Origin of the sequence: Rhizobium sp. CC1099 (assembly GCF_029714385.1) — a bacterium.
Classification (GTDB): Bacteria; Pseudomonadota; Alphaproteobacteria; order Rhizobiales; family Rhizobiaceae; genus Rhizobium.
In genome coordinates, this window is record NZ_CP121642.1 from 1,814,044 (window position 1) to 1,828,725 (window position 14,682).

9 protein-coding genes and 1 pseudogene are annotated in these 14,682 nt (G+C 55.5%); 8 read left to right on the forward strand and 2 right to left on the reverse strand.

What is annotated here, in order from left to right:
- The first annotated feature begins 2 nt into the window (after nucleotides 1-2).
- The 4 genes and pseudogenes from QA644_RS29940 (at nucleotide 3) to QA644_RS29955 (ending at nucleotide 5,117) form a co-directional block, all read left to right on the forward strand.
- Nucleotides 3-1,097: pseudogene (locus QA644_RS29940) on the forward strand (DUF2278 family protein).
- An 86-nt stretch (nucleotides 1,098-1,183) separates the two neighbouring features.
- The gene (locus QA644_RS29945; RefSeq protein ID WP_283072790.1) at nucleotides 1,184-2,056 is read left to right on the forward strand and encodes a S1/P1 nuclease; all 873 of its coding nucleotides are present in this window, start codon (nucleotides 1,184-1,186) and stop codon (nucleotides 2,054-2,056) included.
- Nucleotides 2,057-2,060: 4 nt separating this feature from the next.
- Entirely contained in the window at nucleotides 2,061-4,070 is a 2,010-nt protein-coding gene (locus QA644_RS29950; RefSeq protein ID WP_283072791.1) for a DNA/RNA non-specific endonuclease, read from the forward strand.
- A 9-nt stretch (nucleotides 4,071-4,079) separates the two neighbouring features.
- A complete protein-coding gene (locus QA644_RS29955; RefSeq protein WP_283072792.1) occupies nucleotides 4,080-5,117 on the forward strand; it encodes a hypothetical protein in 1,038 nt (345 codons plus the stop codon).
- A gap of 447 nt (nucleotides 5,118-5,564) precedes the next feature.
- Here QA644_RS29955 and QA644_RS29960 read toward each other — a convergent pair whose 3' ends face one another.
- Complete coding sequence (locus tag QA644_RS29960; RefSeq protein ID WP_283072793.1) at nucleotides 5,565-6,617, reverse strand: transporter substrate-binding domain-containing protein; 1,053 nt, start codon at nucleotides 6,615-6,617, stop codon at nucleotides 5,565-5,567.
- Between the two features lie 2 nt (nucleotides 6,618-6,619).
- Nucleotides 6,620-8,581, reverse strand: coding sequence for a hypothetical protein (locus QA644_RS29965; RefSeq protein WP_283072794.1), 1,962 nt, complete (start codon nucleotides 8,579-8,581; stop codon nucleotides 6,620-6,622).
- 916 nt (nucleotides 8,582-9,497) lie between these two features.
- Here QA644_RS29965 and QA644_RS29970 point away from each other — a divergent pair.
- The 4 genes from QA644_RS29970 (at nucleotide 9,498) to QA644_RS29985 (ending at nucleotide 14,543) form a co-directional block, all read left to right on the forward strand.
- Entirely contained in the window at nucleotides 9,498-10,184 is a 687-nt protein-coding gene (locus tag QA644_RS29970; RefSeq protein WP_283072795.1) for a TIGR02594 family protein, read from the forward strand.
- 113 nt (nucleotides 10,185-10,297) lie between these two features.
- Nucleotides 10,298-12,259 carry a C1 family peptidase gene (locus QA644_RS29975; RefSeq protein WP_283072796.1) on the forward strand — a complete coding sequence of 654 codons (1,962 nt, stop codon included), beginning with the start codon at nucleotides 10,298-10,300 and terminating at the stop codon, nucleotides 12,257-12,259.
- Nucleotides 12,246-14,153: a caspase family protein gene (locus QA644_RS29980; protein WP_283072797.1), complete on the forward strand. Its 1,908-nt coding sequence runs from the start codon at nucleotides 12,246-12,248 to the stop codon at nucleotides 14,151-14,153. Before QA644_RS29975 ends, QA644_RS29980 begins: the two co-directional genes overlap by 14 nt.
- A gap of 42 nt (nucleotides 14,154-14,195) precedes the next feature.
- Nucleotides 14,196-14,543: a hypothetical protein gene (locus tag QA644_RS29985; protein ID WP_283072798.1), complete on the forward strand. Its 348-nt coding sequence runs from the start codon at nucleotides 14,196-14,198 to the stop codon at nucleotides 14,541-14,543.
- The last annotated feature ends 139 nt before the right edge of the window (nucleotides 14,544-14,682 follow it).

The window sequence follows — 14,682 nt, forward strand, 5'->3', positions numbered from 1 at the left end:
AATTGGCCGCAAGTTCAGTCCGAAACGAACCGACATGGAGGGATGTCAGGCCGCTCAACAACTACGCTGTTCTCAAAGGAAGGCCGATCAACAACCGCCTGGCCTCCGGTGCGAGCCCGCACTACCAGGTGCTCGTCTCCGAAAATGGCACGCTGCATCGGATCGCGATCAATGTCCGCTCGCAGGACGGCAGTGAGGTCGAATTTCTCGTCCGATCGCAATTCGAGCATCCGATCACCGACCTCCTGGCTGAGTTGCCTGAAGGGCTCCATAAGACCCCTAGCGAACCAGGCGGTGTGGCGCTCGATTTCATACGCGGCAATCTCATGCAGCCCTGGGAGCTTACGCCGCTGCCGATATAGGCTGCCGGACCCGATAACGATCTAAACGAGAAGATCGATGCCTACATCCAGCGCGCCATGTCGGATGAGGAGGCTATGATCTACGCCTTCGGGGAAACATGGGGCCCGGAAAATGACAAGGCCGACAAATATTTCGGCTTCAAGCCGGGCCGCGGCATCCACGACATTCATTTCAATCAGGGCAATCCGCCGGGCCGCTTCGCTGCGCAAAACGGGCCGTGGCAAGATGGCGGGCTGATCATCGAGTTTCCGCGTGAGAAGCAGTGGGTGGCGATCTTTCTGAAGTTTCAGACACAGGCCTGGCACTCGGACGATGGCGACGGATCGATCATCGTGCCGCAGGATCGTGAGCATCCGGGCCGGCCCCATACGCCGGTGGATCGCGACCGGATCCCAACGTTCGAGGTACCGGATGGTCTCGTTCGCATCATTGCCGCCTATGTCAACGACGTCAGAACACCCGAGCGTGAGACGGTCACGCTGCTTAACACCGCCGATGTTCCCGTCAAACTCGCCGGCTGGCAGGTCAAGGACAAGCAGAAAAATGCCATGTCCCTTTCTGGCTCGATCTTGGCCGGCGCGACGCAGGTGATCGAGATCAAAGCGCCGGTGACACTCTCCAATAAGGGCGGGATCATCACGCTGCTAAACGCCCAGGGCGTCAAGGTTCACGGTGTCTTCTACACGAAGGAGCAGGCCAGCCAGCCGGGGCGGACGATTCCGTTCCAACCCTGATGCATGACCTAACAGGTCAACCCAACGCCGAATTCCACGTCGTCATGTTGTGACTGACATCAGTAAAATTGCTGCGAGAGGATCCTATGAGATCACTGCAAATCATTGCTTGCTCGGCGTCCCTTGCGCTGCTTGCATCCGACAACGCCTGCGCCTGGGGTGATGGCGGGCATTCGATCGTCGCAGAGCTGGCGCAGCGCCGTCTATCGGCTAAGGCCCTGGCCGCGGTGTCCGATCTTATCGGACCAGGCACGTCATTGGCGTCGCTGTCGACCTGGGCGGACGATTTCAAGTTCACCGCCGCCGGCACAAAAACGAAACGCTGGCACTTCATTGATATCAACATCGACCATCCCAATCAGATTGACGCCTGCGTGCTGAATGATGAGGGCGATTGCATCGTTGCGGCGCTTAAGCGCGAAATTTCGGTCCTTTCGGACGAACACGCCAGCAGAAGTGCGCGCGCAGATGCCCTGAAGTTTGTCGCTCATCTGATGGGCGATATCCACCAGCCGCTACATTGCTCCGAACGTGGCAATGACGGCGGCGGCAACGGCCTTGCTGTGACCTTCCAGGGCAAGGGACCTGACGGTAAGCTGCGAAGTGCTGATGTCAGCTTCCACCAGCTTTGGGACGAAACGCTGATTGGCGCCCACAGTTTCAGCTGGGGCGCATATGCGGCAGAGCTTGAAACCTCGGTCATGCCGGGACTTTTCGGCGGCGAGCTCAAGGGCGATTATGTCGTGGGGTGGGCGAATGAGTGCTTTCAGGCTGGCGTCCAGGTCTACCAGCTACTCCCCGCTGCGCCCTCCTCCGGGGGTCGCATCTCAATTGACGAATCCTACCAGAAACATGTTCAGCCGATCCTGGACCGTGAGCTTGCGCTCGGCGGCTTGCGGCTCTCGGCAGTTTTGAACGAAGCGCTTGATGATCAGACAGGCGAGGGAACGGGAGAGTAACCCCATGGCACGCATTGCCGCACCGCTCGGAACAGTAACCTTGGATGGGCTGCTGTCGGCGACCAAGGCCGCGATCGCAGAACAGAAGCCGCTCCAAGAGGCCGATAAGGTATTGACGACCGTTGCCGCGTCTGAACCAAAAACGATCGCGGCTGAGCCTAACGACCGCATTGCGGTCCGCATGAACCTCATAAACCACAAGGATCCAAATGCGTTGGAGCGTCTTGTCGGCAGCCGCGACATTGTTAGCATCAACTTCTTTGAACGCAGCCTGGAAGCCGCCAGAGCGGTTTGCCGCATCAAGATCCTCGGCCGTCCGGCGAGCCCTCCCGACTATGCAACCGGTTTCCTGATCACCTCCGGGTTGCTTTTGACCAACAATCATGTCCTGCCCGATGCCGAAACCGCCGCTAACAGCCTGGCGGAGTTCGGCTATGAATTCGATCGAAATTTCGTCGAGCGGCGCGGCCACATTTTCCCTTTTGCGCCGTCTGAGGCTTTCTACACGAATGCCGAGCTCGACGTTACGGTGGTCGCCGTTCAGCCGATGGGCCATGACGGCACTCCGCTCACGGATTTCGGCGCGCTTCCGCTGATCCCGATGAGTGGCAAGGGGGTCGCCGGCGAACACGTTTCCTTGATCCAGCACCCGAGTGGCGGCACAAAGCAGGTCGTGGTGCGCGAGAACCGCATCATCACGCTTGATCGTCAGAAATTCCCCAATATTAGCCCCTATGCGATCCACTACGAGGCCGACACGGAGCGCGGCTCCTCGGGAGCGGCGGTGTTCAACGATCAATGGGATCTCGTTGCGATCCATCATCTTGCTATCGCCGATCGCAACAGCGACGGCCATACTCTGAACAGACGCGGTGAGATCTGGATTGCCGCAGAGGGCGAGGACGCCAAACGCTGGATCGCCAACGAGGGTGTGCGCATCAGTGCGATCTGGAAACATCTGCAGCAGGCCTCGGCGTTCGAGACGGATGCAGCAAAGATCATGGCAATGCTCGCCTATGATCCGCGTACAAACTATCGGCCACTGCCCGTTACGGAAGCGGAGGCCGAGCCGAAAAAATGGCAGACACTCCCCAAGGTCGGGGAGGCACCGGCCTTCGAAAGCACCCGCTTTACCGATCCGGCCTTTTTGGATTCTACTGGTTACAAGCCGGACTTCCTCGGCGCTGACCTCGTGATCGACCTGCCGAAGACCACGGCCGACTTCAAGGGTACGCTTGCAGTCAATTCCACGACGAATAATCATGTGTTCGACTACGTCCATTTCTCGCTTGCCTTGGATGCCGAGCGCCGATTGGCGCTATGGACGGCCGTCAATATCGACGGCAGCCAGCTGAAATCGACGAAATCGCCAAGCTGGCGGCGCGACGATCGCCTCCCAGCGAGTCAGCAGACGCTCGCCGAGGTCTATGGCAAGGTTCCGGGAAAGGGCATTCAGGTCGACCGCGGGCATCTCGTGCGCCGTCTCGATCCTGTTTGGGGGCAGCAAAATATCGCCGACCGTGCCGGAGACGACACCTTTCACTATACGAATTCCGCACCGCAGGAACATATCTATAACAGCGAGATCTGGGGAAACCTCGAGGACTTCGTTCTGGCGCGCGCCGACCGGCGTACCCAAAAAGTCAGCGTGATGACCGGCCCAATCCTCAGACCAGACGACGACTTTTACGGCGAAGGGCTCAGAGGCGGTCCGTGGCAAATTCCCTGGTCGTTCTGGAAGATTGCAGTCTTCAAAAGGGACGTCGGTTCGGTCTCGGTGACCGGCTTCATTGTCGAACAGACCTCGAATATCGCCCCGCTGTTCGAGAGCACGCGGTACAATCCTTACACCATCGAGGAAGCGCGGGTCTATCAGCGGCCGATCACGTTGATCGAACAGCTAACGAACCTTGATTTCGGCAAACTTCGCAGGATGGACAAGATGGGGACGGTCGAGGCGACATCAATCGCTTCGGCACGGCCGATCCGCGGTGCGCAAGATATCATCTTCTGAGGAGGAAAGATGGCGGAGAATGGAAACGGTAACGACAGGCTTGGAATAACACTCTGGTCTAACATTCAACCCTATTTTTTTCCGGCCCTTATATTTCTAGCGCCGATCCTGGTGATCATCCTTGCCCGGTGGATATTCAACGACATCATCGAGGTCGGCCGGATTGATATGACATTCCTGCCGGGCGCAACGTCTGCCAAACCGTATCCGATAACCTTCATCTCATCGCAGGTGGTGTCGTCGCTATATAATTTCGGCTTTGCCTTGTGTGCGGCGATGGTGTTTGCCGTCGCCCTGACCGCCTATGGATCGGTGATCATCTGGCAGGCCGCCGCCAACAAGTGGCTGAAAGTGGGTTTTGTTCTGATCTTAGTGACAAGCTTTGCGATCGCAGCGTTTGATCTCTCATCGCGCCGCGTGGCAAGCGATCACATCCCTGCTAAGATTGCCAGAAATCTAATCGATAAGACGCTGTACTATCTACCGAGCTGTGACAAGGAGGAGTCACTCACGCTGGTGCCCTGCACCGAAGCCGGAATTGGTAACACCGGCAACAGCCTTAAGCGAGTTGCCGCCCTCGGAATTGGGATCGTGCTGGTGGCAGGCCTCACTTACACCATGGCGACCGCCGTGGTAGCCGGTTCGCTCAGTCTCCCTATGGAGGACCGGATGGCGAGAATTCGAAGCATTACCTTGCTTGCCGCGGTCACTTTCCTTCTGACGATTGTCGCCGTCCATTTACTGTTCCAACCTGGTGCCGACATGATTGCCGGCGCTCACGCGCCGACCAAAGCAGCCGATATCGTACAATTGCAAAACTACGGCAACTTGCGCAGCGCTATGACGCTCTACTGGGCGACGATCTTCTCCTTGGCGTTGGGTACCGCTTATTTTTGTGCCGCGACCTTCGTGCAAGGACAGGCCAACGCGCCGATCGATTTCGGCGGCGTTTGGAATGTCGTGAAGGTTCTCCTCGCGGTGCTTTCCCCGGTGATCGCCGATTGGGTCTTAAAGTTTGGAGAATCATTTATTGGTTCCCTGAGCTGATGATCCGCCCAGCGGTCGTGAAGGTTCCCGGACAAATCGAATGTTCAGGGTTGGAGACGGGCATCACGACGATGTCGAGGATGCAAAAAAGGCTCTGGCGTTGAATGGGGAAAAAGGGAGCCGTCTCATTCCTCCCAGATATGGGGCTATGAGCGAATGCTTTGTCCCTTGGTGCTGGAGGATCACAGTGTCGAGTTCAAATACGGATTTGCTTCACGAGGCACCGAAGCGGATGCGGCCTTCTTCTTCAGCTTCCGCAGAACCGGGCTCTTTTCGGCTGGATCTTCCTCATCATCGGGGTCACTCGCCGACCCGACCTCATCCATTCCGTGTGCTATCGCAAGCGCGTAAATGGTATGCAGAACATTCCTATCCTTCACTGACTGGGCCGCCAGGCTGGCGTATGTTTGAGCATCCAGTTGGTTGAAGCGGCGAAGCCCGACGCCTTTATTGTTTAGGCTTGAGTTCGGCTCCTTTCGGCTGCGTTGGCGGCATCCCACGTGGGATGCTGTTTATTTGAAAGAGCGTCCTCAGGTATTCTGATTTGCCTGAGCTGAAGTGGCCGGTAAAAAGACGCTCCACGGTTCCATCAGTAAACATCCCATAGAGTGCGTGTTCAAATTTCTTGGGAAACTCCGGAAAATTGCGTGATGACGTCACGTACGCGTAGGGTTCATAGGTGCCGTCGGCGGAGAAGTTTACGCCGGATGTGCAGGATCCTCCTGGACGCTCCGACCTTGATTTGATCGTTGCCTTAATGATGTCAGCATCGCCAAAATAACGGGCAAGGCGATCCGTGCAGAACCAATCCGCAGCTTCCTCGTGCGAGGCAAAATCCTTCAGACATACCAAAGGGCGGTCGCCGGTAGAATCAGCCTGTCTGAGTGAGTTATCATGCTCGAGTTTGGCACCGATGGTTGATCCTTTAACGTAACCCCAGATCTCGAAGCGTAAGCTGCCGTTATTGGTCGGGGGAACCATCGTTATCCATGGCGAGGTTTGTTCAACTTTTCCCTCTTCGGCCTGATTTAATAGATCCGTACAGCGCTTCGGATGTTGTTGGCTGTCGGAAGCTTCGCCCCAACCTGGCCGGGCTGCTGTCGAACTGTGACTGGCATAAGCTCCATTCGCGACGAAAATGATGGGAGAGAAAGAAAGATGCGAGAGCTCGCCCTTCTCCATGAAATTTTTCATTCGGTAGAGCGTGATCGTCGTCGGGTCACAAAGTAGATCGTAGTTCATTGAACCGTGGTTGAGGAATTTCTCTTTGTCTTCTGAGAGTAGAGGTGTAGCGCGAAAGCTGTATCCGGCACGTTGAGTGGCCTTCGTACAAATGTCCCACAAAAACCCAAGGTATTCATCTGTGTCGCCATCTCGCCAGACGAAAGGCCGCGCATCCTCGCGAGCACCTATAGTAATTTCTTGGCAAAAGATTTTTTCGGGTGCCAACATCGCGGCCAAGGCGAACGCTAGGAAGCCGATGCGTGAGGCTGCTTGCATTTCTAGCCCGCCTTTGCTTCAGGTATTGTTAAACTTAGGCGAAAACGCTGAGTGCGTACGACTTCCGCGACCGAGAATACGACACAGAAAGCCAAGAGCGCTGTGTATATAGCCGCATACGCGATCAATCCTCGGTCGATGTGATCAATAACAGTACCACCCGGCCGTGGCACGGAAGCTCCAAGCGTTCCTGCCTGAGTTGAGAGAAACCTTGTCCCACCGCCGACGAGCGCCATGAAAAGCGCTGCTCCGAATGCCAGAATGAGGCTCCTGCGGCTGCTTTTTCGTAACCATGCGTACCACTTCGACCGTCGAGCATCGAGTATCAGGACCACGATGAGAGAGAGAAAAGCCCCGCGTACTGCCGTCGGAGCGTTGTAAGCGAAAGTGAACTTTAACGTTGACCAAAAGCGTTCCGCACTAACATCCCACCCAAACGTCACCCCAGCTTGCCAGAGTGCAACACCAAGAACTAAGATCGTTGCCACACCCCACGAGGCGAGGAGAACAAAGGCCGCTTGCGGGAAAACAGTCGTCCACTTCGAATTTGAGTCAAAAAAATTGCGCCACCTTCGCAACTGCTTCGAACCATCGCGAATAGCCAGTGCGGTGAACATCGGAATGCAGTACGCGGTGAGAGATGTCGAAAGATATACCATGATCCGCCAGTAGGGATCACTGGCCTGTCCAAGCTGCAAGTGTAACTCGAGAGGGCCAAAGAAAAGGCTCCAGAGAATCGCAACAAGCGCGACGACTGAAAATACCCACAGCCCCGTCACCGCGGTGCAAGAGCTCAAACGAGTGTCGCCCCCTTGGTCGGAAAGATGCTCTTTAAGGAATAGATCAAGTTTTTCCCTGGCGAGTTTCCTCTGTATCGGAATGCTACCTTGTGAGGTCTTTGAAGGGGCCTCGGAAACAATGATGTCATGTTCGATGTAGATTGCCAAAAGCAGGCACACATCGTCGGCAAGATATTCGACGTCGCTAACCAGACGATCCCAGCTCTCTGGACTGCTTGTTCCCGACTCTACCCCAGGAACGGCGGGCGATGAAAGCTCGTCACCGTGCTTCTCTCGGGATTGCCCACGCGTGCCGAATTCAGTCTTTTCGTCCAAGGCCGCAATCAATAGGCCTTTCCGGTTCTTTAACTCCTCCTCCAGATGACTAAAACGCTCGCGGGCATGCGGGTTCGACAGCTTAAGCCTGTGATCAATCACCCAAGCGGAAACGGCAAAGATGAGGGCAAGATCGCTGTGAAAATCTTCAGTGATCTCCCTTCGACCTTTCGCGAGTGACCTGTAGTACGACAACCGCGCCCAGTCGCTTCGTGGAATAAGCAACGTGTCAGGAGGGATGGCGCCATCGGAACCATTGAGATTTATGGTCTGCGTACGCAGCTCATCGCGAACGCTTAACACGCGCGTTGGAATTCCAGCGAGCCGATGGGCGGCACCCCTCATCCAGGCCTCAAATCTTTGGAGAATTGGAAATGCAGGCGCTAGTCCAACAATCATCAGTGCGACCGCCATTGATGTTGACGAGTCAATTCCGATACTTGATTGGTCGGCGCTTGTTGAAGCGCTTGTTGGCGTCAAAGACTGGTGCAGGATTGCGTCAATGAGGTTGCCACCGGTTTGAACAAGGAGAGGTCCAACTGATGTTTGTGTATTCTCCTCACTAGCCAATGACGGGAGCTTACTCGCGCCAACGGTGAGATCGGGTCCTCCGAGTGCGGGAATGAGCTCGGCGTAGGCACACAAGAAGAAATATATGACAAGGAACGTCAGCGCGTAGAATGTGTATGCGTTGAAGACTACACGTCCTGACCGCAATTTGTCGGGCGATAACAGATTGACCAGGCGCTGCAACTGCTGGCCCGCCTCGTCTGTTGTTCGGTTAAAGCGGTCGTAGGAAAAAACCACGACGATCGCTGCGCCGAAGAGCAACGCCAGAAGATCCTTCATGGGCGTAGGTCAAATTTGAGCAATTACCGCAATTAGCGGCATTGCTGAACCGCTGGGTTGCAAGCCGTCTGAGCGGACGATGTGAACGTAGATGCGCTCAAGATGGCCAATGCGAGAAGCAATACTCTCATAACTCCCCTCCTCACAAATATCGTTCAACATCACTACAGGAAACTCGGTTAAGTTACAATCGAAAAAGCTAATATATACCTACGTGTGCGCCTTACCCGGCATGAAGGTCTGGTATTCGACGCCATTGGCAGCCAAAATACCCCGTTTCCTCAAAAGGATAAGCTGCCTCAGCCGCCGGCCGGGCAAACTTCGCTTTGCACCAAACCTCGTGTATTACCGATTGATTAGTTCGCACCCAATCCGGCTAGGCCCCAAAAACAGCGCCCTCCAAAGGTCTCTCGGCTCGAACTTCGTTGTAACCAGGTCATTGCAGTCATTTGGCGATTTTTCATGGACAAAGTTCGGTTTTATAAGAAGGCATCGCTATTGCACCGCAGTATATATTGCTGCACAGAGTTTTCTCGGGCAAAAATAACGAGAAAATACAATAGGAAAGACATGCAGAGTACATATGACCTGAAAGGCTAATGAAGCACTGAGAATGCGAGCTAGAATTTTTCTTGCTAATTCAACAAGAGGATGTATATTTGCCACCGAGATTTCGGCTAGGGGAACTACATCCCGAAATCGATCTACAAGGTACAATTTATTCTGTTTGTTTGCCGAACCCTCAATAGTTCGGTCGGCGAAGCTTTGTGTTCTCGCGGCAAGTCAGCGGAGAATAACATCCAATCAATCCGCTCGGATCTGCCTGCAAGAGTCCCGAATTCGAGTGTCGGCTCGATTAACGAATTACCGCGTCCAGACAGACCGATTGCACGTAGCCTATTGAGGAGGATTGACAATGGCAAAGGCATCAAGGATCGCAAGCCTTCCGAGGGCCGTCAGGGCTCCTCGTCCAGACGGCGCCAGAGCGCTTTTGACGATATATACGAGGGCTGACGAAACATTCGCGACCCTTGCAAAGCGTAGCGGAAGCCCAACAGGTCTGATCCGAGAACTAAACCCCCATGTGCGCGCGCTGAAAGAACTCGAAGCCGGAATACCGCTCGATCTTCCGTATTTCGAAGATCAGGTCATTGCTCGGCGGGCGGGCGGGCAAAGCCCTTATGACATCGCAAAGCGTGAAAAATCTCTGGGAGTGAACGAATTCCCCGCACCTGGAGCCGATAATCCGCGCATCTTGCTCTACCATGCAAGCACGCAGGGCGGTGCCATGCCGGATGAAGTTTCATGGTGCTCCTCATTCGTAAACTACTGCGTGGAGCAATCCGGAACCGAAGGTACGAACAGCAAGGCGGCACGTTCTTGGCTGGAGTGGGGTCGGCCGGTCGATCACGGCGACTGGCGCGAGGGCGACATTGTCGTCTTTTGGCGGGAGGCACCATCCTCCTGGAAGGGCCACGTTGCGTTTCTGGTAACGTGGGACGGCTCCCGGCCTTTCGTTCTTGGGGGCAACCAGGGAAACAAGATCTGCGTGGACGATCCCTACCCCTTCAGCCAGATCCTTTCTGTGCGCAGAGCCGGATGAAGTACCAGATCGTGTGACCGAGGATAGCTGAGGGTCTGCGTGCCCCGACAGCTGCAGCATCAGCATCTTCTGTTCTTCTGACGAGGTTCTTTCGGAGGAGGTAAACCGTCCAAATGGCGGCCGTCCAACATCTCACGGAGATACGAAACGTCCCGAAGGATGCAATCGATCTGCGGGACCAGCCGTACCTGCCGACGCTGCGACCGCTGCTCCCAAGACTTTCGCCATCAAGGAAAGTCATGCGCGCCTTGAAACAGGACAAGCCACTTGAGTGGCTTCCGCGCAACCAGGGCACCGAAGGTACGTGCGCGGCACATGCGGCCGCGGCTCTGATAGATATCCAACGGATGCTGGACTCGCAGACGCCGTTGGACATCAAACCCGTTAGCGCACGCATGCTTTATGAGATGGCGACATTGCAGGCTGAACAGCCACGGGGCATCTCCCTGCGTGACGTGATCAAGGGCTTTTATCACAACGGTGTTTGCGCAGACGCACTCTGGCCGTACCAACCGGGCATCTCTTGCGGTGGCCTTAATGTGCGCAGGTCCAAGGACGCAAGGCGGGTGTCGCTCGGAGCATATTACCGCCTGCGCGCGAGTCTCAACGACTATCATGCTGCGCTGAACGAGGTCGGCCCGATCCTCGTTTCGGCGGCCACGCATTCGGGATGGGACCCGGAACCTGTGCGCCAGAATAAAGGGCGGATTATTCCGTCTGCCACACCTGCTGGCGGCCATGCCTTCGTTGTTGTTGGGTATGACAGTAGCGGCTTCATTGTCCTGAACTCATGGGGTAGGGGCTGGGGCGGGTATCTTGGCTGCAACGGCCTGGGGCATTGGACCTACGAGGACTGGGCTGACAATATCTATGACGGCTGGGTTCTTCGCCTCGGGGTGTCTACGCCCTCTGCCTTTACATTCACCGTTGGTGAACAAGGAATTTTCTTTAACAGAAATACTCCGGCTTCACGCTCCGTGCCTGCCTATGAAGTACAAGGTCATTTGATCCATCTAGACGACGGAGACCCGGTCTCGCGTTCGCGATATCCCTACGACAACGGCAGCATTGAGGAAACCTGCCGTTACCTTCGGCGTGACAAGGGCGACCCTCAGCCCGTTGCTCGAAAATGGAAAGGCACGAGGGCTGCAGGATCCGTGGAAGGCTACCGCGGCGTATTGCTAAAATTAGGCGGAAGTCTTCTCGGACTAAACGAAATGGCAAGCCAGGTCAGCTGCGAGAAACGGCTCATCAAGGATCACGGACTTTATCCCCTCACGATCGCATGGTGCAACGATTTCGTGGAGCAAACCACGATCGTTCTCAGCACGCTTTTCGAAGAAGCGACCAAACAGACGAAGACCCGTGGGGACGAACTGGATCGTCTCATCGAGGAACATACACATGGCATCGGTCGCGCTTTCTGGAGGGACGTTGAATTGGCGAGCCGAAAGGCGGCAGCACCTACCGGACCGATACACAAGCTTGCAACAGAGCTGGTGAATCTTCCAAGCTACACGTTGCACATCATCTGCGACGGCGCAGGAGTCATGGTGATGCGCGATCTCCTCGAGACTCTAAAGACGCGTGATACGGCGCTCTACAGCCGGTTGATCGAGCGGGTGACCTCGGTCGATTTTATTACTCCCCTGATCGAGGCTGAGGACTTCGAGGCCGCGTTCTCTGATTTGCTCGATAGGCAACGCACGGGCGCCGCCGTCGATGCCACATTACACATGCCTTCGAAAGACACGGACATGCGGTTGAGTGTGGGCATGTATTCGAAGTCGATCGTCGATCTTATCGAGAGAGCTTTTTGCGCACGCCCGGGAGCGACAACGCATCCCAACTTCATTGGGAAATCGCTTATGAAGTCACGATTCTGCGATCGGCTTCAGCAGCACGACGCGATCGCGGCATTGAGCATCAGTGAAATTACCATCGACGCGGCACCCGGCGAACTCCTGCGCCAGGAGGACCTCTACAATCGGAGCCGTATGTTGAGAGCAATACTTGAGCGGGTTGCTCCGATCGGCGGATGCAGCCACCAGGGAGGAAATAATGACATCCAATGAGAAGATCACGATCGAAGAACTTAATAGACGTCTCGCCGACCCAGCGATTATCGACGACGAGTTGCAGGGATACTTCCTTGTTGACGAGGCGAAGTCCGGCCCATTCAATCCGGTTCTCGCAATAAACCCGCAGACAGTCAGCGTACCGTCCACCCCCGATGCTCGCGCTCGCAGCGCCGCGCTTCTAAACAGCGCGAATTTCATAGCACGGCTCAGACGGCGGATCGCCTTCAACGGCCGCGTAGGAAGCGGCACTTACAAGGGCCCGATACTCGTCTCTGAGGGCGACAGCTGGTTTCAGTATCCCTTTAAGCTCACCGACATAATCGATGAGCTTATGCAGAAATACGCAGTCTTCAGCTTGGATGCAGCGGGAGATACCCTCTCGAACATGTATCGGCAGGCTGAGTATGTGCAGGCTATCGAAAGTACCGGCGCTTCGATTTTTCTCTTCAGCGGAGGAGGCAACGATGTCGTTGCGGGAGGCAATCTCGCAGCACATCTATTCGACTTCGATCCCTCTCGTCCACCCGCCGCCCATCTGCGTCCATCGTTCAGCACGGTGCTCGATGAGGCAATAGGTATCTATTCAAAGCTGGTCCGTCAGGTTGCGAAGGCTTTTCCTGACGTGCAGATCATCTGTCATGGATACGATTACACGGTGCCTGCCAACGGGCCGTGGCTTGGAAAGCCGATGGCGTCCCGAGGTATAACCGACAATAAGTTTCAACGTTCAATCGCACGCGTGATGATCGACCGTTTCAATGAGAAGCTGTCGCTGCTTGCGGTGTCCTCGGCTAGACTGAATTACCTAGACTGCCGGAATTCAGTTGCCGAGACGGAATGGTTCGACGAATTGCATCCGACTGACGCCGGTTACCGCAAAGTCGCGGATAAGTTCGCGAAAATGATCGAGGCTTTGTCAAAGAAGCCGAGAGACGTTGCCCACAAGACAGACACGGCACGCGCCGCACGTTCGAAGGCAGCCACCGGAAAGACTGCCGAGCAGGCGCTCCCCGCATCTCGCGTACCGACCAGCGCGCGCCTCAAAGATGGCCCCATCGGCAGGTCGTTGCATATCGGCATCAATTCCGTTGATCCTGCACACTACGCGGGGTGGTCCGGCCCCTTGGCAGCTTGCGAGTTCGACGCACAGGACATGGAGGAAATAGCTGCCGGCCTCGGCTACGACACGACGTTGCTGCTGACCAAGAACGCAACCAGGGACAAAGTGATCGCCCAAATCAGGAAAGCTGCTGATGATCTTCAGCCTGGGGACATCTTTTTCATGAGCTGTTCATCGCATGGCGGTCGAGTTCCGGACTTCAACGGCGATGAAGCCGACGACGCGACCGATGAGACACTTTGCTTGTACGATGGACAACTTCTGGATGATGAACTCTATGAGCTTTGGGCAAAGTTTAGGGCGGGGGTTAGGGTTATGGTGATTTCGGACAGCTGCCATAGCGGCACCGTTGTTAAGGCGGTTTTGCCTGGAGCAGTGGTTCCGGCAGTTGAAACCATGGTGAGAGCGATGCCAAACGCAGTCGCGGCGAGAACCTTCAGACAAAATCGAAGCTTTTACACGGGGCTTGGCAGATCAATGACCGGCGCGGAGGCACAGAGCGTCACGAGAGCGAAGGACTCTCCCATATCATGTTCCGTGCGGTTGATATCCGGATGCCAGGACAATCAGGAATCATTGGACGGTGTCGGAAATGGCGCGTTCACAGCGGCGCTGATTAACGTCTGGAACCACGGACAGTTCGATCGGGATTATGCAGCGTTTCACAAGGCCATACAGAAGCAGCTGCCCAACACGCAGTCGCCCAACCACTTTTGCATCGGCCCAAGAAATCCCATTTTCGACGCACAAACGCCGTTCGCGATTTGACCTGGCCAGTCGCGCATTTCTCAGATGGCATTAGGACGACCGATGGAACAGTTAGATGCAGGCGCATATCAATATCTTTCTGACATAGCTCTCTATTCAACAATCGTCGTTGGAATGGTCATCGCTGGCGTTACGGTGGTGATGAGTTTCGCCTTCTACAGGACGACTAGTGGTGGCGCCGCTTCCATGGTGCACCTGATCGAGCGCGCGGGCGTCCTGCAGATGATAACCGTACTCGTGATTGTTGTTGGAGCCGGAATCTTGGCCACCATCGGCAAGGTCTCCGCAGAAGGCATCATTTCGATTTTGAGTGGGATCGCGGGTTATGTTTTGGGCAATTCTCAACGGTCGAGAGAAAGAGCAAAGCGTGAGACAGATCCCGGCGAATAATTAACGCGCCGCTTCTTGGGATCGCAATTGTCGCCCGTGGCCTTTTCGACATTTAAAACGTCCAAAATCCAGAACCCAACAGCAACAGGGATTTTTGATTGTCCAACCAGGCTGCGAACAACTGCTAAATTTCGATGCG